Source organism: Streptomyces ossamyceticus, from assembly GCF_001418475.1.
Lineage (GTDB): Bacteria > Actinomycetota > Actinomycetes > Streptomycetales > Streptomycetaceae > Streptomyces > Streptomyces ossamyceticus.
The window spans coordinates 1-16742 of record NZ_LIQX01000239.1 but is presented as its reverse complement, the minus strand read 5'-3'; the positions used below and the strand labels follow the sequence as shown (position 1 = coordinate 16742).

The 16742-nt window shown below is 69.5% G+C and carries 11 protein-coding genes and 3 pseudogenes; 8 read left to right on the top strand and 6 right to left on the bottom strand.

Annotation, left to right across the window (positions count from 1 at the left end; all coding sequences use genetic code 11):
* The 6 genes and pseudogenes from AOK15_RS46940 to AOK15_RS18610 all read left to right on the top strand — a co-directional run.
* Positions 1 to 599: pseudogene (locus tag AOK15_RS46940) on the top strand (ABC transporter transmembrane domain-containing protein); the annotation flags it as partial.
* A 2-nt stretch (positions 600 to 601) separates the two neighbouring features.
* On the top strand, positions 602 to 1471 hold an 870-nt coding region (locus AOK15_RS46935; protein WP_240508492.1), incomplete at its 5' end, for an ABC transporter ATP-binding protein.
* A 295-nt stretch (positions 1472 to 1766) separates the two neighbouring features.
* Complete coding sequence (locus tag AOK15_RS18625; protein WP_055518220.1) at positions 1767 to 3842, top strand: M4 family metallopeptidase; 2076 nt, start codon at positions 1767 to 1769, stop codon at positions 3840 to 3842.
* A 306-nt stretch (positions 3843 to 4148) separates the two neighbouring features.
* Entirely contained in the window at positions 4149 to 5810 is a 1662-nt protein-coding gene (locus AOK15_RS18620; RefSeq protein WP_055518217.1) for a M4 family metallopeptidase, read from the top strand.
* 72 nt (positions 5811 to 5882) lie between these two features.
* On the top strand, positions 5883 to 6419 hold the full coding sequence (locus AOK15_RS18615) for a DUF1990 family protein (protein ID WP_055518215.1): 537 nt from the start codon (positions 5883 to 5885) through the stop codon (positions 6417 to 6419).
* A 701-nt stretch (positions 6420 to 7120) separates the two neighbouring features.
* A pseudogene (locus AOK15_RS18610) lies at positions 7121 to 7881 on the top strand (transposase family protein).
* A 793-nt stretch (positions 7882 to 8674) separates the two neighbouring features.
* Here AOK15_RS18610 and AOK15_RS18605 read toward each other — a convergent pair.
* The 6 genes and pseudogenes from AOK15_RS18605 to AOK15_RS18585 all read right to left on the bottom strand — a co-directional run.
* Positions 8675 to 8890 (bottom strand): annotated as a pseudogene (locus AOK15_RS18605) (helix-turn-helix domain-containing protein); the annotation flags it as partial.
* Positions 8891 to 8925: 35 nt separating this feature from the next.
* Complete coding sequence (locus AOK15_RS18600; RefSeq protein WP_055518209.1) at positions 8926 to 9264, bottom strand: helix-turn-helix domain-containing protein; 339 nt, start codon at positions 9262 to 9264, stop codon at positions 8926 to 8928.
* Positions 9261 to 9644 (bottom strand): type II toxin-antitoxin system RelE/ParE family toxin, encoded by a 384-nt coding sequence (locus AOK15_RS18595; RefSeq protein ID WP_055518207.1) that lies wholly within the window; start codon positions 9642 to 9644, stop codon positions 9261 to 9263. Before AOK15_RS18595 ends, AOK15_RS18600 begins: the two co-directional genes overlap by 4 nt.
* Before the next feature lie 498 nt (positions 9645 to 10142).
* Positions 10143 to 10385, bottom strand: a complete 243-nt coding sequence (locus AOK15_RS46930) for a GntR family transcriptional regulator (protein ID WP_240508491.1) — start codon at positions 10383 to 10385, stop codon at positions 10143 to 10145.
* Between the two features lie 14 nt (positions 10386 to 10399).
* Positions 10400 to 10798 (bottom strand): GntR family transcriptional regulator, encoded by a 399-nt coding sequence (locus AOK15_RS46925; RefSeq protein WP_240508490.1) that lies wholly within the window; start codon positions 10796 to 10798, stop codon positions 10400 to 10402.
* A 616-nt stretch (positions 10799 to 11414) separates the two neighbouring features.
* Entirely contained in the window at positions 11415 to 14036 is a 2622-nt protein-coding gene (locus tag AOK15_RS18585) for a glycosyltransferase family 1 protein (RefSeq protein WP_055518205.1), read from the bottom strand.
* 330 nt (positions 14037 to 14366) lie between these two features.
* Here AOK15_RS18585 and AOK15_RS18580 point away from each other — a divergent pair, with 330 nt between their 5' ends.
* Positions 14367 to 15578 (top strand): S8 family peptidase, encoded by a 1212-nt coding sequence (locus AOK15_RS18580; RefSeq protein ID WP_055518203.1) that lies wholly within the window; start codon positions 14367 to 14369, stop codon positions 15576 to 15578.
* A 229-nt stretch (positions 15579 to 15807) separates the two neighbouring features.
* Positions 15808 to 16742, top strand: a 935-nt coding sequence (locus AOK15_RS18575; RefSeq protein WP_157870294.1) for a maltotransferase domain-containing protein, incomplete at its 3' end; no start/stop codon positions are given.

The following is a 16742-nucleotide window of genomic DNA, read 5'->3' as shown; positions in this document are numbered from 1 at the left end:
TGGGGCACCGGTTCGGCGAGCGCGTCCTCGCACGGGTCCGCGAGGAGTTCGTGGACCGCGCCCTCGCCCTGCCCGCGTCGGTCGTGGAGCGGGCCGGCACCGGCGACCTCACCGCGCGCGGCACCGCCGACGTGGACACCGTCGGCAAGACCCTGCGCGACTCGGGCCCCGAGCTGCTCATCAACACCGTGCAGGCGCTGTTCTTGCTCGGCGCGGTCTTCGCCCTGGACCCGCTGCTCGGCGTGTGCGGACTGTGCGGCCTCACCGGTATCTGGTTCGTGCTGCGCTGGTACCTGCGGCGGGCGCGCGCCGGGTATCTGGCGGAGGGCGCGGCCGGCTCCGAGGTCGCGGAGATCGTCGCGGCCACCGCGTCCGGGGCGCGGACGGTGGAGGCGCTGCGGCTGGAGCGGCGGCGGATCGCCGCGAGCCGGGACGCGCTGGAGGTCTCCCGGCGACGGCGGTTCCACACCCTGTTCCTGCGGACGGTGTTCTTCCCGGGCGTCGAGGTCTCCTACCTCGTACCGGTGGTGACCGTCCTGCTGGTCGGCGGGGTGCTGCACGACCGCGGTTCGATGAGCCTGGGCGCGGTGGTCGCGGCGNNCAGTTGAACGGGCCGCTGGACGAGATCCTGATGCGGATCGAGCAGTTGCAGTCCAGCGGCGCCTCGTTCGCCCGGGTCGAGGGGCTGGCCCGCGCGCCGCGGGCGCTCCCGGTGCGGTCGCCGGAGCCGGCGGACGACCGGATCGACGTGACCGGCGTGCGGTACGCGTACGAGCGGGGCGGCGAGGTGCTGCGCGGGGTCGACCTGACCGTACGGCCGGGTGAACGGCTGGCCGTGGTCGGCCCGTCCGGGGCCGGGAAGACCACCCTGAGCAGGCTGCTGGCCGGTATCGACGCGCCCACGGAGGGCTCGGTGACGGTCGGCGGGGTCCCCGTCGTCGGCCTCGGCCCGGAGCGGCTGCGCCGTCAGGTCGTCCTGGTCACCCAGGAGCACCATGTGTTCCTGGGGACGGTCCGCGACAACCTCCTCATCGCCGAACCCTCCGCCACGGACGAGGAGTTGCGGGCCGCGTTGACGGCCGTGGGCGCCGACGGCTGGGTCCGCGACCTGCCCGACGGGCTCGGCACCCGCCTCGGCGAGGGAGGTCGCCGTACGGACGGGTCCCAGGCCCAGCAGCTGGCCCTCGCCCGGGTGGTCCTCGCGGACCCGCACACGCTCATCCTCGACGAGGCGACGGCCCTGCTCGACCCCGCCACCGCGCGCCACACCGAACGCGCCCTCGCCGCGGTCCTGGAGGGCCGCACGGTCATCGCGATCGCCCACCGCCTGCACACCGCCCACGACGCGGACCGGGTCGCCGTCATGGAGGACGGGCGTCTCACCGAACTGGGCACCCACGACGAGCTGGTGGGCGCGGGCGGAGCGTACGCGGCGCTGTGGGAGAGGTGGCACGGCGAGCGCACCGCCTGACGAGGTCCGGGGCGCCCAGAGCCGACACCCCCTTGGTCGACGGTTCAGCCAACAACCCGTATATCGAACATGACCCTCCGGTCAACGAACGATTTCCGGCCAACTTGTTGACGCGCTCCTGACAGATGGCGCGATCTCCTGCCACGCTGCCCACATCCGCGTCACAGCAACCTCACAAGCTCCCCCCGCCGTGCCGCGGAGCACCTCCCACGCATGTGGTGTTCGCGTTCCACCCCTTGTTCTGCCCGGGCGGCCACCAACCGCCCGGTCTCCCCTGGCCGCGCGAACCGCGGCCATGCAGAAGGAGTCAGTGTTGAGACGCCAGTCCCACAGACGCACCTCCCACACGAGCGACGTCCGTTCCCGTTCCACCCGGCGACGCGTCGCCACCGGCGCGCTCGTCGCCGTCAGCGCCCTGCTGGCCGCGGCCGTCCAGTCGGGCGCCGCCACCGCCGCCCCGGAGAAGGCACCGTCGGCCGCGGGCAAGGGCGCGGTCTCCATGAAGCTCAGCCCCTCCCAGCGGGCCGAGCTGATACGCGAGGCCAACGCCGGCAAGGCGGAGACGGCGAAGGAGCTGAACCTCGGCTCCAAGGAGAAGCTCGTCGTCCGTGACGTGGTCAAGGACCGCGACGGCACCGTGCACACCCGGTACGAGCGGACCTACGACGGCCTCCCGGTCCTCGGCGGCGACCTCGTCGTCAAGACCTCGAAGGCGGGCAGCACCGAGGGCGTCGTCAAGGCCACCAAGGCCACGATCAAGGTCGCCTCGGTGAAGCCGACCCTCGCCGCCGCGAAGGCCGAGAAGCAGGCGCTCGGCGCGGCGAAGGCCGAGCACGCCAAGGGCGCCGAGATCAACCGCGCCCCGCGCAAGGTGATCTGGGCCGCGAACGGCAAGCCGACCCTCGCGTACGAGACGGTCGTCGGCGGCTTCCAGCACGACGGCACCCCGCAGGAGCTGCACGTCGTCACGGACGCCCGGACCGGCGAGAAGCTGTTCGAGTGGGAGGCGGTCGAGACCGGCACCGGCAACACGGTGTACTCCGGCGCGGTCGACCTCACCACCACGCAGTCGGGGTCGACGTACAACCTCACCGACGGCGCGCGCGGCGGCCACAAGACGTACAACCTGAACCGCGGCACGTCCGGCACCGGCACCCTGTTCTCCGGCCCGGACGACGTGTGGGGCAACGGCAGCCCGTCGAACCTGGAGTCGGCCGGCGCCGACGCCCACTACGGCGCGGCGCTGACCTGGGACTACTACAAGAACGTGCACGGCCGCAGCGGCATCCGCGGTGACGGCAAGGGCGCCTACTCCCGCGTGCACTACGGCAACAACTACGTCAACGCGTTCTGGCAGGACGGCTGCTTCTGCATGACGTACGGCGACGGCTCGGGCAACGCCAACCCGCTGACGTCGATCGACGTGGCGGCGCACGAGATGTCCCACGGCCTCACGTCGGTCACGGCCGGCCTCGTCTACTCGGGCGAGTCCGGCGGTCTGAACGAGGCCACCTCCGACATCTTCGGCTCGACGGTCGAGTTCTACGCCAACAACAGCTCCGACGTCGGTGACTACCTCATCGGCGAGGAGATCAACATCAACGGCGACGGCACGCCGCTGCGCTACATGGACAAGCCCAGCAAGGACGGCTCGTCCAAGGACGCGTGGTACTCGGGCATCGGCTCGATCGACGTGCACTACTCGTCGGGTCCGGCGAACCACTTCTTCTACCTCCTGTCGGAGGGCAGCGGCGCCAAGACCATCAACGGCGTCAGCTACAACTCGCCCACCTCGGACAACCTGCCGGTCACCGGCATCGGCCGGGACAAGGCGGAGAAGATCTGGTTCCGCGCGCTGACCACCAAGTTCACCTCCACCACCAACTACGCGTCGGCCCGCACCTACACCCTCGCGGCGACCGGTGACCTGTACGGCACCACGTCCGCCGAGTACACGGCGGTGCAGAACGCGTGGGCGGCCGTCAACGTGGGCTCGCGGCCCGGTGGCGGCGGGGGCGGCGGCACGTCGTTCGAGAACACGGCCGACGTATCGATTCCGGACAACGGCGCGGCGGTCACCTCGCCGATCACCGTCTCCGGTCGGACGGGCAACGCGCCGTCGAACCTCGCGGTGGCGGTCGACATCGTCCACACCTACATCGGTGACCTCCAGGTGCAGTTGGTGGCCCCCGACGGCACCGCGTACACGCTGAAGGCGTACGGCACCGGCGGCAGCTCGGACAACATCAACACGACCTACACGGTGAACGCATCGTCCGAAGTCGCGAACGGTGTCTGGCAGTTGAGGGTCCAGGACAACGCGGCCCGCGACACCGGCTACATCAACAGCTGGAAGCTGACGTTCCCGTAGGGAACCGGGCGGCCCTTCGTATACAGGGCGTGAACCGACAGGGCGCCGCCCCGGGGGGATCCAACTCCCCGGGGCGGCGCTCGCTTTGCCGTTCTCCGGGGCCCACTTGATCCGCCCTTTGCCGTGTTCGAAGCCGATTTACACAGCGGCAACATTTCTGGACAGTTGACTTTCAGCCAACATCACTTGAACCTCCTGACATGTACGCGTCCGGGTGTCACTCTTCACTCAACCGCCGCACTCGTAACTTCAGTTCACCGGACGGCGACCCCACGCCGGTCCGGTCTCCCCCACCAAGGAGCATGAGTGACTCCGTTCTACGCGCGTCATAAGCGGACCACGCTGGCCATCGCGACCGCCGTCGCCGCCGGTGCCCTGCTGACCACCGGTCTGACCACCGGCGCCACCGCCCAGCCCGCGCCGACCGCCGACAAGGCGCGGTCGGCCGGTGCCCCGGTCGCGCTGACGCCGGCCGCGCGCACGGCCCTCATCAAGAAGGCGGACGCGGCCACCGCCGAGACCGCCGACGAGATAGGCCTCGGCGCCAAGGAGGAACTGGTCGTCCGTGACGTCCTCAAGGACGCGGACGGCACGGTCCACACCCGCTACGAGCGCACCTACGGCGGCCTCCCGGTCCTCGGCGGCGACCTCGTCGTCCACGAGAGCAAGGCCGGCGCCGTCAAGAGCGTCACCAGAGCGACGAAGGCCGCCGTGAAGGTCGCGGACCTCACCGCGGACGTGACGAAGGCCGCCGCCGAGAAGCAGGCGCTGAAGGCCGCCAAGGCCGAGGGCTCCAGCAAGACCGCGGCCGACAAGGCCCCGCGCAAGGTCGTCTGGGCCGCGAGCGGCAAGCCCGCCCTCGCCTACGAGACGGTCGTCGGCGGCTTCCAGCACGACGGCACCCCGCAGGAGCTCCACGTCGTCACCGACGCGGAGACCGGCAAGAAGCTGTACGAGTGGGAGGCCGTCCAGACCGGTACCGGCAACAGCAAGTACAACGGTCAGGTCACCCTCGGCACCACCAAGTCGGGCTCGACGTACAACCTGACCGACGCCGGGCGCGGCAACCACAAGACGTACAACAAGGCCCGCGCCACGTCGTCCTCGACCGGCACGCTCTTCACCGACGCGGACGACATCTGGGGCACCGGCAGCGCCTCCAGCTCCTCCACCGACCAGAACGCCGCGGTGGACGCCCACTACGGCGCGCAGGTCACCTGGGACTTCTACAAGAACGTCCTCGGGCGCAACGGCATCAAGAACAACGGCGTGGCCGCGTACTCCCGCGTCCACTACGGCAACGCGTACGTCAACGCCTTCTGGTCCGACAGCTGCTTCTGCATGACGTACGGCGACGGCGACGGCAACGTCAAGCCGCTGACCTCGCTGGACGTCGCGGGCCACGAGATGTCCCACGGTCTGACCTCCAACACGGCGGGCCTGAACTACTCCGGCGAGTCGGGCGGTCTGAACGAGGCCACCTCCGACATCTTCGGCACGGCGGTCGAGTTCTACGCCGCCAACACCAAGGACCCGGGCGACTACCTCATCGGCGAGAAGGTCGACATCCGCGGCAACGGCACCCCGCTGCGGTACATGGACCAGCCCAGCAAGGACGGCTCGTCGGCCAACTACTGGTCGTCGTCCCTGGGCGGCCTCGACGTGCACTACTCGTCGGGCCCGGCGAACCACTTCTTCTTCCTGCTGTCGGAGGGCAGCGGCGCCAGGACCATCAACGGCGTCAGCTACAACTCCCCCACCTCCAACGGCGCCACCATCACCGGCATCGGCCGCGCCAAGGCCACCCAGATCTGGTACAAGGCGCTGACCACGTACATGACCTCGACGACCAACTACAAGGGCGCCCGCACGGCGACCCTGAACGCGGCGCGTGACCTGTACGGCGCGAGCAGCGCCGAGTACAACGCGGTGAACGCCACGTGGGCGGCGGTCAACGTGACCGCGTAGCACATCGCGGCCTGTGTGGGGGCGGTACCCGGAGAGAAGGCGACTCCGGGTACCGCCCTAGGCTTTGGCCCCATGTCCCACACCGACGGCTCACACCCTCTCCCGGACGGCTTCACCTACGAGGCCGTCGGCGCGACCCGCGAGGGCCGCTGCCCGCCCGGCTTCCACGAGATGCAGGTCCGCACCCGCCTCGGCGAGGGCACGGACCTGTTCGAACGGGCGGCGCACGCGGTCCACACGTGGGAGATGCACCGCGCGCTGGGCGTGGGCCTCCACACGGACGCACCCGAGGCCGCGCCGGGCGTCGACGTCACCGTCACCCTGGGCGGCGTCATCAAGGCCCCCTGCCGCGTCGTCTGGACCGTGGACGAGCCCCGCCGCAAGGGCTGGGCCTACGGCACGCTCCCCGGCCACCCCGAAACGGGCGAGGAGTCCTTCGTGGTGGCCCGCACGGGCGACGGCACGGTCTGGCTGACGGTGACGGCGTACAGCCGCCCGGCGAAGTGGTACGCGAGAGCGGGCGGCGCGGCGACCCGCGGCTTGCAGCACGCGTACGCGCGACGGTGCGGGGTGGTGCTGCGGAGGCTGGCGGGCGACCCGAAGGAGTAACCACTCCTCGGTGAACACCGGGCCAGGTTTTGCTGCCGCCTGTTTCGGCGCCCGCCGCAGCGCACGCAGCCGCTCCGCGGAGACGTGCCTGATGCGTCTTGTCCGCCCGGATTCACGAAGCTGCTCCAGAACGCTCACCGAGGTCGACCTTTCGGCAGCACGCAGTTGCAGCCAGTCGGACCGCTCCGAAATCTGGCCGGAATCCGCTTGGTGATGCGCTCCCGCGTCGCCACTCACAGCCTCAAGAATCCGGAAGCTCATGCACGCGCAGGACGGCCGGCGATCACTGGTGTTCATTATCGCCGATAACGCGTAGTGGATCCTTGGTCAACAACCTTCGGCTCGTCCGGCTTACCGGCCCGACCAGGCACCCATGTACGGAGCGATGCCCCTTGGAGTAGGTCTAAAACCGATCTTCCATCCCGATAGGCTGCACCGGAGAAGGAACCGCGATCATCACCGGGTGCTCTCAGCTCAGTGAATTGAGAGCCTCACTCACTTCCTCCTCCCGATATCCGCTTCGCAGGAACAGTTCCTTGGACCCCAGTGACCCACACACAGCATCGAGCATGCGACGCCACTTCACCACGCCTTCGACAGAAACCGAAATTTCGATCACTGAAGCTCTTTCATCCTGTGCTGGCGGGTGAAATGGGCTGGTCAGCGGGTGTAGTGACGAGGCAGGGCCCCTCGTCGTTGGCGTGGTGATTCCACTCAGCACACCGGCGACCGAAGGGGCCCTGTTGGTTCCGTATCCTGCCACGCTCGACGTCCCGCATGAGCTCGTTGAGCACGTTGCCTGGCTGCTGTACGAGCACCGCCGTGCACGTAACACCCGCTGGCGGAAGCTCGGCTGCTTCGGCCAGGCACTACTCACGCTGGTCCATCTGCGCAAGATCGAGACGTTCGCCCAGCTCGGCGCCGGGTTCGCGATATCGCAGGCCACCGCCTGGCGCTATGTGGACGAGGCCCTGGAGGTGCTGGTTTCCTGGGCCCCAGGCCTCCATGAAGCCCTCACCGGGCCTCGGTGAGGGCGACCACGTCATCGTTGACGGCACGCTGATCCCCACCGACCGCGTCCGCGCCGATCAGCCGTACTACTCGCAGAAACACAGGAAGCACGGCTCCCGGGCGACGCCCGGCCGCACACATGACCTGACCTCGGCCCGTGCCCACGGCATCGTCCAGGCCTGCCTGGCCCGGCAGATCCTTGTGCTGGCGGACCGGGCCTACCAGTGCGCCGGCGCCACCTTCCGAACCCCGTACTACCACCACAGCGAACAGCCCGAGCACTACCAGCAGTTCAACCGCGACCACGCCCGGCTCCGAGCCCCCGACAGAACGCGCCTTCGCCCGACTCAAGTCCTGGCGCATCATGCGCAGAGCCCGCTCCTCCACCCGCCGCATCGGCCGCACCGTCCCAGCCATCCACACACTACTGACCTGCGACTATTCAGGATGAAAGAGGTTCACTCAGCTCAGCTTGCCTCCGAGCCTTGTATCCCTCAAAGTCCCGACGAACCTCAAGCACGTCACTTGGCGCCAGAAGCACTATTCCGCAATGCCTCAGAGAGCAATTCCTTGGCCCTGACCCGTCTATTAGCGAAACACCACTGACGGATTCGTCTTCATGCGCCTGAAGGCAAAGGACCGGATGAAATTGGCAATCTTCATAAATGTCTCCGGGAGAGACATTGATGACATCCATACGCCACCGCAACCTTACCGAAGCTTGCCATTCGGCTTGAATATCTTCTGCTTGATCAATGCGCCCTGCGCATCCTTGGGTAGATCCTTCCACGTGGAAACATACCCGTGATACACACTGCCACGGTGCGGAGCGAACATGACGATCTCCCCAGCGTCGGAATCATAGGCAACTCGACGGCCACTATTCGTATTAACGAGCAGCGACCGATCCAGCATACCTTGGGGATTAGTTGGCTCGGGTGCTATATGTGAACCAAGTTTCCCATTTGCATGCTTGGCGTTTGCCTCATAGTGCATCCGGGGCCCGAAAGGAACATCTGAACAGTTGCTGTTGTGAACGAGTACCGGCGTCTCGCCCGCCAGCACATAGTACGTATGCTGGCCAGGCCGCTCCTACCTGCAAGTTTGCTGGTCAGCAGGCGATTTGACAGTCGCCGGATGTTCATGCTCGTGCGCTGGAGGCTGCTGGTGTTGCCGTCACTACTGCCGTCAGTGGTCTACACCGACTGGGGAATTCCAGGAATTCTAGGAATTCCGAATGCGTGTCAAGCGGCTTTGTCGTGCGGGGTGAGGCTGATGGTCAGGTCGGCGCCGAGAGCCTGAGCCAGGCGGCGCAGGAGGGGAAGCGTGGGTACGGTCCCGCCGCCTTCGAAGCGGGAGATCTGCGGCTGCTTCATCCCGCACCGCTCGGCCAGCTCGGCCTGAGACAGCCCGAGCTCGATGCGCCGGTCGTGGACGAGTTGCCCTAGCTCACGGGCGAGCACGGAGGGCGGGTCCTGCATGGTTCCTCCCCGCCTCAGGCCGCTGGGGCGACGATGGTGACGGTGGGCTCGTCTCCGCCGGCGAGGTGCACGTCCACCGTGAGGTCCAGTGCGCGGGCCAGGCGCATGATGACCGCGATGGGCGGCAGCTCGGTGGCCGTCTCGATGCCTTCGATGTCATCGACGCCGACGTGCATGCGCTCGGCGAGGTCGGCCTCGCTCAGGCCCAGCTGCTTACGCCGGTCGTAGACGGCCTTGCCCAACGTCATGGCGAGGCCGGCCTCTTCGTAGACCCGGTCGTACTCGGGATCAGCCTCCAGGTGTTCGCCCAGCAGCTGGCGATGGCGGCGAGTCCTCCATTCGCTGTGGTTCATCGGTTCTCCTTAAGGTCGCGGCTGTAGAGGTCGTGTTCGGCGGCTGCCTGGTGTTCGGCTTCGCACAGCTGCTGAGCGGCGTGCGCGCGATCCACTTCGGCCTGCTCTCGCATCTTGGTCTTGCGGAACACGGTGAGCAGCACGACGCGTCGGCCGGGCGCCAGCCAGTAGGTGATCCGCTGATGGGCATCGCCCAGGCGGAAGCGCAGCTCGCGGAGCTTGCCGCCCAAGTGGCGGGAGTGCGGTTCGTCGAGCGTGGTGGGCTGCTCGGCGAGCAGGTCGGCGACGCGTTCGGCCTGCTTGTAGTGATGGGCGGGAATGTTCTCCAGCCACAGCCGCACCTCCGGCTCGATCTCGATCGAGTACCGCCCACTATCCATAGCGCCGATGATATATCCCACGGGGCGCGAGAGCGCGACTTCGTAGCTCCGGTCGTATGCCGTCGTCGCGACCGCAGCCACTCCGGCGTCACACACCCCCGTACCCCCCTTCGTCCTGACGCCACGGCGCGCCGCCCGCAAACCAGCGACAACCTGCCGAGGCGGCGCAGGCCACCGCCCGCGGCGGGTCCGGCGGCGGGCGTGAGGGTCGACCCCCTGGTCGGCAATGTGCCTGCGATCCGGCCGTAGGACGGTCGTGGGCGACAACTTGCTGTGCGAAGCGCGAGGACTCCACGCCCACAACTTAGCTCCGGCAACACCGGGTTGGGCCCCGCTCGCGCCTGGGCCCGGCCGTCTGCCAGCACCCCGTGCGGGCGTTGGCTGCTCGGCCGACGGCGAGCCAGTCGGCGATGTTCGGCCAGCTCAGACGGGCGGGAACCGCCTTGAACCTCGTACCGAAAATCTGGACGCACGCTCTGGTCTACCCGGAACGGGAGGTCAGCGGCCGGGCTCTCCGTTGGCCGCTTCCAGAACTGCGACGCGGGCCCGGAGCTCGGCGAGCTGCTCGACCGCCTCGGCCAACGCCTGCTCCAGCGCCTCGACGCGGGCCGCCGTCCCGCCTGCGGGAGCGGTCACTTCCCGGTGATCGAGGTCATCCGTGTCGGCCTGGTCGCGGTGGGCGACGAAGGCGCCCTTGCCGGGGCGCGATACCGCCCAGCCGTCCTGCTTCAGCAGGGCCATGGCCTTCTGCACCGTCAGGCTGCCGCCCCGAACTCCCGCATCAACGCAGTCTGCGTCGGCAGCGCGTCGCCCGGCTTCAGCCGCCCGGAGTGGATCTGCTCCCGCAGGGTCCCGGCGATGACCTCGAACGTCAACCGCACTCCGCCGCCCGCCAGCCTGCGCCCGCGCCGCGTCGCCATTACGTCAGCCCGCGCGCGCAGGGGTTGCGTCGATTGTGTGAGCGTGAAGGTGCCGTCCGGGTTCGCGACGGTCGTCGTGTATTCGGTCCGCTCGGAAAGCACTTCGACTGACTCGCCCGTGGCAGCGGCGCGTTCCGAGGCCGACTGCCCGGTCACCGACGCCGTCGACGCATCCGCCCTGGCCTCGCCGGAAGTCGCGAACGACACGGCGGGTAGAAGCGACAGCAATGTCACGGCCGCAGAAATACCGCCCACGGAACGCCGAGATCGGCTTCTTCGCACCCGAAAATGACGGCGCCCCCGCACCAAGCCCACGACCCCACCCCGTAATCACAGAACCTTCATAGATTCCGGCGAGTTAACGCTGTGTCAGCTCACTGCGTCAATGTGAACTGCACCACCAAATCAAGTGAAGGGAATACCCTCAACTGGGACAACGACCGCGGATACCGGCCAGGGGAATCCCTTGCCGCACCTGCGGCCCTCTTCACGCTCTGCACACAGAGAGCCGGTGGGTCGATCGGGTCAGGCCATGCACCAAGGCACACTCAAGCAAAGAAGGCGCCGTCGGGATCGACCCGGAGACCCGAAGAACACCTAGTACGTCAAGGTTCAACAACTTTAGTGGAGGTAAGGCACAACACTGAAAATGCGCCAACATTCAATCTCGCTGCCACCACGCTCCATTACCTGGAGTAATCGCCCGCTGAGATTGAAGAAGCCCTGTCCGCCCCTTGTCTACTCGGCGCCCGGCCGGGCGCCGTGACCGTGCTTCGCCCCGTCCGGGCGGGGGCCCGTACGGGGCGAAGGCGAAGCGAACACCGGCCGGGGCCCACCCGGTCGGCCCCGGCTACCGCATCAGCACCCCCGCCCCCTCCCCCGTCTCCTCCGACGGCACCGCCAGGAGGCCCAGTTCGGCCGGGGAGGCGAGCAGGCGGTGGGACGGGAGGATGCGGACCGTGTAGCCGAAGGGGCCCGTGCGGTCCAGGGCCAGGGGGCCTTCGTAGACCCAGCGGCCCTCCTCGTCGGGCCCGCTGGTCGGCTTCAGCGGGACGCTCGCCGCGTCCGTGATCCGGTCCTCGGAGTCGACGCGGCCCGACACCGCCTGCACCTCGACGTCGTCGGGGGCGAGTTCCCCGAGGTCCACGCGGACGCGCAGCATCAGCGTGGCGCCCAGTTCGGCGGTGCTCGTCGGCGCCGCGGACGCCTCCACGTGGTCGACCTTGACGCGGTGCCAGCCGCCCCGGACGCGTGCCTTCCAGCCCGCCGACTCGCCTGCCGTGTCCGGGTTCAGCGCGCGGTGGGCGCGGGCCGCGGGCGTGTACAGGCGGTCCACGTACTCGCGGACCATCCGGCCGGCCAGCACCTTCGGGCCGAGGTGGGTGAGGGTCTGGCGGACCATCTCGATCCAGCGGTCGGGCAGTCCGCCCTGGCCGTGCTCGTAGAAGCGGGGCGCCACCCGCTGTTCCAGCAGGTCGTACAGGGCGGCGGCCTCCAGGTCGTCCCGGCGGTCGTCGTCCGTCGCGGTGCCGTCGGCGGTGGGGATCGCCCAGCCGAAGTCCGGGCGGAACCATTCGTCCCACCAGCCGTCCAGCACCGACAGGTTGAGGCATCCGTTGAGCGCGGCCTTCATACCGCTGGTGCCGCACGCCTCCAGCGGCCGCAGCGGGTTGTTGAGCCACACGTCGCAGCCCGGGTACAGCTTCTGCGCCATCGCCATGCCGTAGTCCGGCAGGAACACGATCCGGTGGCGCACCCGCGGGTCGTCGGCGAACCTGACGAGCTCCTGGATGAGGCGCTTGCCGCCGTCGTCCGCCGGGTGGGCCTTGCCTGCGACGACGATCTGGATCGGCCGCTCGGGGTGCAGCAGCAGCTCCATCAGCCGGTCCTGGTCGCGCAGCATCAGCGTCAGCCGCTTGTACGAGGGGACGCGGCGGGCGAAGCCGATGGTCAGGACGTCCGGGTCGAGCACCCCGTCGATCCAGCCGAGTTCGGCGGTGCCCGCGCCGCGCTGGCGCCAGGAGGCGGTGAGGCGTTCCCGTACCTCCAGCACCAGTTGCTCGCGCAGGTTGCGGCGCAGTTCCCAGATGTCGCCGTCGGGGATCTCGGCCACGGCGTCCCAGCGGTCCGAGCCGCCGACCGTCATGGCGTCCTCGGTGCGTTCGGCGCCGACCTGCCGGGAGCCGAGGCGAAACACCTCGGGCGCCACCCAGGTGGGGGCGTGCACGCCGTTGGTGACGGAGGTGATGGGGACCTCGTCCGCGTCGAAGCCCGGCCACAGGCCCGAGAACATCTCCCGGCTGACCTGGCCGTGCAGCAGGGACACCCCGTTGGCGCGCTGGGCGAGACGGAGGCCCATCACCGCCATGTTGAAGACGTTCGGGTCGCCGCCCGAGTACGTCTCCATCCCGAGGCCGAGAATGCGTTCGACGTCGATACGGGGCAGTTCGGCGTCGGGGCCGAAGTGCTGGGCCACGAGTTCCCGGTCGAAGCGGTCGATGCCGGCCGGGACCGGGGTGTGGGTGGTGAAGACGGTGCCGGCGCGGACCGCCTCCAGAGCGGCGTCGAAGCCGAGCCCCTCGTCGCAGAGCTCGGCGATGCGTTCGAGGCCGAGGAAGCCGGCGTGGCCCTCGTTGGTGTGGAAGACCTCGGGTTCGGCGTGACCGGTGAGGCGGCAGTACGTGCGGACCGCCCGGACACCTCCTATACCGAGCAGCATCTCCTGCAGCAGCCGGTGTTCGCTGCCGCCGCCGTAGAGCCGGTCGGTGACGCCCCGCTCCCCGAGGTCGTTCTCCTCGACGTCGGAGTCCAGCAGGAGCAGGGGCACGCGGCCGACCTGGGCCTGCCAGACGCGGGCGTGCAGCCGGCGGCCGCCGGGGAGCGCCAGGTCGACGCGGGCCTGGGAGCCGTCGGTCTCCTGCAACGGCACCAGGGGCAGCTCGTTCGGGTCGAGCACGGGGTAGTGCTCCTGCTGCCAGCCGTCACGGGACAGCGACTGCCGGAAGTAGCCGTGCCGGTAGAGCAGGCCGACGCCGATCAGGGGCACACCCAGGTCGCTGGCGGCCTTCAGATGGTCGCCGGCGAGGATGCCGAGGCCGCCGGAGTACTGCGGCAGCGCGGCCGTGATGCCGAACTCGGGCGAGAAGTAGGCGACGGCGGCCGGTGGTTCCGTGGTCTGGGTCTGGTACCAGCGGTCGCCGGTGACGTAGTCGCGCAGTTCGTCGGCGACCACGGTGAGCCGACGCAGGAAGCGCCGGTCCTCGGCGAGTTCGGCCAGGCGCCGGGCGGAGACGGAGCCGAGAAGGCGTACGGGGTCGCCGCCGGACGCGGCCCAACACTCGGGGTCGACCGACTGGAAGAGATCACGGGTCTCCGCGTGCCAGGACCAGCGCAGATTGCGCGCCAGCTCGCTGAGCGGCTGAAGGGCTTCGGGCAGGACGGGTCGGACGGTGAATCTGCGGATGGCCTTCACAGAGGATTCCACCTTCACGCCAGGACGTACGGGCCAAGAGGACGCACCTGTTGCGTGCGACCGTTCGTCACCACGACGGTAGCGGCGCGGGCGGGCGGGTCGACAAGCACGGCGCGTCCCTCGGTATGCAATTACGGCGCATCCGTACCCCGGCCTCCCGGCCGCGCAGTCCGTTCCCCCGTGTTCAGTCCGGAATTCGTCGCGGCCCGCCCCTGCCCCCTCTCGGGCGGTATGGCCGATTCCGCCCCTCTGTGCGACCTTGTGGCGCTTCACCCCGCACGAGAGGCTGCCGAGTGGCGTACCGGCCGACCGAGGAGGGGGTCCGCATCCATGCACGACCGGGCAGAGGCGAGAAACAGGCGTCTGCGCTGGGCGGGAGGCCTCACGGCGGTCATCACGGCCGCGGTGCTCTCGGTCGCCCCCGCCCCGGCGCACGCCGCTGCGGAGGGACGCGTCCTCGGAGCCGGGGGCGCCGGTTCCGTCGGCGGCAGTTACATCGTGACCCTCAAGGCGGGGACGGGGGCCCCGTCGAAGGAGGGGAAGGACATCGCCCGGAAGTACGGGGCGAAAATACGCCACATGTACAGCTCGGTTCTCAACGGCTATGCCGTGAGCGCCGGTGAGAAACAGGCCAACCGGCTCGCGGCGGACCCGCGGGTGGCGTCCGTCGTGCAGGACACGGCGGTCAGGTACGACGGCAGCCGGCGGAACCCGCCGCCCTGGGGCCTGGACCGCCTGGACCAGGTGGGACTGCCGCTCGACAAGAGCTACACCTGGCCGGAGTCGGCGGGCGAGGGCGCCACCGTGTATGTGATCGACACCGGCATACGCGTCACCCACAAGGACTTCGGCGGCCGGGCCGTCCACGGCTGGGACTTCGTCCAGAACGACAGGACGGCCCAGGACGGCAACGGCCACGGCACCCATGTCGCGGGCACGGTCGCCGGCGCGAGATACGGGGTCGCCAAGAAGGCGAAGGTGGTCGCGGTACGCGTCCTCGACGACGCGGGGGCGGGGACGACGGCCCGGGTCATCGCGGGCATCGACTGGGTCACCCGGCACGCGAGGAAACCCGCCGTGGCCAACCTGAGTCTGGGCGGCCCGGCCAACGCCCAGCTCGACGCGGCCGTACGCACCTCCATAGCGTCCGGGGTCACGTATACGGTCGCCGCGGGCAACGACGCCGTCGCCGCCTCCTTCTCCTCACCCGCCCGGGTGAAGCAGGCGATCACGGTCGGCGCCACCGGAAAGAAGGACACCCGCGCCCCCTTCTCCAACTGGGGCACGAGGTTGGACCTGTTCGCGCCGGGGGTGTCCATCACCTCCGCGTCGCACCGCAGCGACACCGGCTCCGCCACCTATTCGGGTACGTCGATGGCGGCACCGCACGCCGCGGGCGCGGCCGCCCTGTACCTGGCCGACCACCCCGCCGCGACACCGGCACAGGTGGCCGAAACGCTGGTGGAGGGTGCGGTTTCGGGCAAGGTCAAGGAAAGATTTCCGGGCTCTCCGGACCGGATTCTCCATGTCGGCGTCCCGTAGGCCCCGGTAACACCACAGGTGAACGTCCCTTTACCCAAAGCGACTAGAGTGACCGGCCTCGCCCCCCTCGGACGAGGCCGGTCTTGTGTGTAGACATACGCGTGAGTAGTTAACAAAGTGCCGGAATGCTCACCCGCACTGTGTGGGAAGGCTCCACCGGTACATCCCGCTGGCCCCACCTCCCCACACCCTCATCCGCCCACCCACGTTGACGCGGACAGGAGCGGTCATGCCCGCCACGCACCACTCGTCAGCACCCCCGACGACCAGTACCACCACAGCGCACACCAGCACCCCCGCCGCGGCCACCCCGAGCGCCGCCGCGCGCCCCGCACGCCGGGCGCACACCGGCCCGCCCGCGCCGTCGGCCTCGCCCCCGGACACGGCGACCGTCGGCCGGATACCGGTTCTGGACGTACGGCCCACCGTCCATCACGGCCGTCGGCCCGCGAAGGCCGTCGTGGGCGAGGAGTTCGAGATCTCGGCGGTCGTCTTCCGCGAGGGCCATGACGCGGTCGCCGCCAATGTCGTCCTGACGGACCCGCAGGGCCGTCCGGGCCCGTGGACGCCGATGCGGGAACTCGCCCCCGGCACGGACCGCTGGGGCGCCACCGTCTCCGCGCCGAGCGAGGGCCGGTGGACGTACACGGTGGAGGCGTGGGGCGACCCGGTCGCCACCTGGCGCCACAACGCCCGGATCAAGGTCCCGGCCGGCATCGACACGGAGCTGGTCCTGGAGGAGGGCGCGCGGTTGTACGAGCGTGCCGCCGCCGGGGTCCCGGAGGGCGGGCGCGCCCGTGGTGCCGTCCTCGCCGCGGTGGACGCGCTGCGTGACACCGAGCGGCCGGCCGCGTCCCGGCTGGCGGCGGCGTCGGCGCCGGAGGTGGAGGAGGTGCTGGCCCGGCATCCGCTGCGGGAACTGGTCACCTCCTCGGACCCGCTGCCGCTGCTGGTGGAACGCGAACGCGCCCTGTTCGGCTCCTGGTACGAGTTCTTCCCCCGCTCCGAGGGCACCGCCGAACAACCCCACGGCACCTTCCGCACCGCCGCCCGGCGGCTGCCGGCGATCGCCGCCATGGGCTTCGACGTCGTCTACCTCCCCCCGATCCACCCCATCGGCACCACCCACCGCAAAGGACGCAACAACACCCTCTCCCCCACCCC

Coding starts and splice junctions, on each gene's coding strand:
- AOK15_RS18625 (WP_055518220.1), top strand. CDS start 1,767: ATGCAGAAGGAGTCAGTGTTGAGACGCCAGTCCCACAGACGCACCTCC.
- AOK15_RS18615 (WP_055518215.1), top strand. CDS start 5,883: ATGTCCCACACCGACGGCTCACACCCTCTCCCGGACGGCTTCACCTAC.
- AOK15_RS18600 (WP_055518209.1), bottom strand. CDS start 9,264: ATGAACCACAGCGAATGGAGGACTCGCCGCCATCGCCAGCTGCTGGGC.
- AOK15_RS18595 (WP_055518207.1), bottom strand. CDS start 9,644: ATGGATAGTGGGCGGTACTCGATCGAGATCGAGCCGGAGGTGCGGCTG.
- AOK15_RS46930 (WP_240508491.1), bottom strand. CDS start 10,385: ATGGCCCTGCTGAAGCAGGACGGCTGGGCGGTATCGCGCCCCGGCAAG.
- AOK15_RS18580 (WP_055518203.1), top strand. CDS start 14,367: ATGCACGACCGGGCAGAGGCGAGAAACAGGCGTCTGCGCTGGGCGGGA.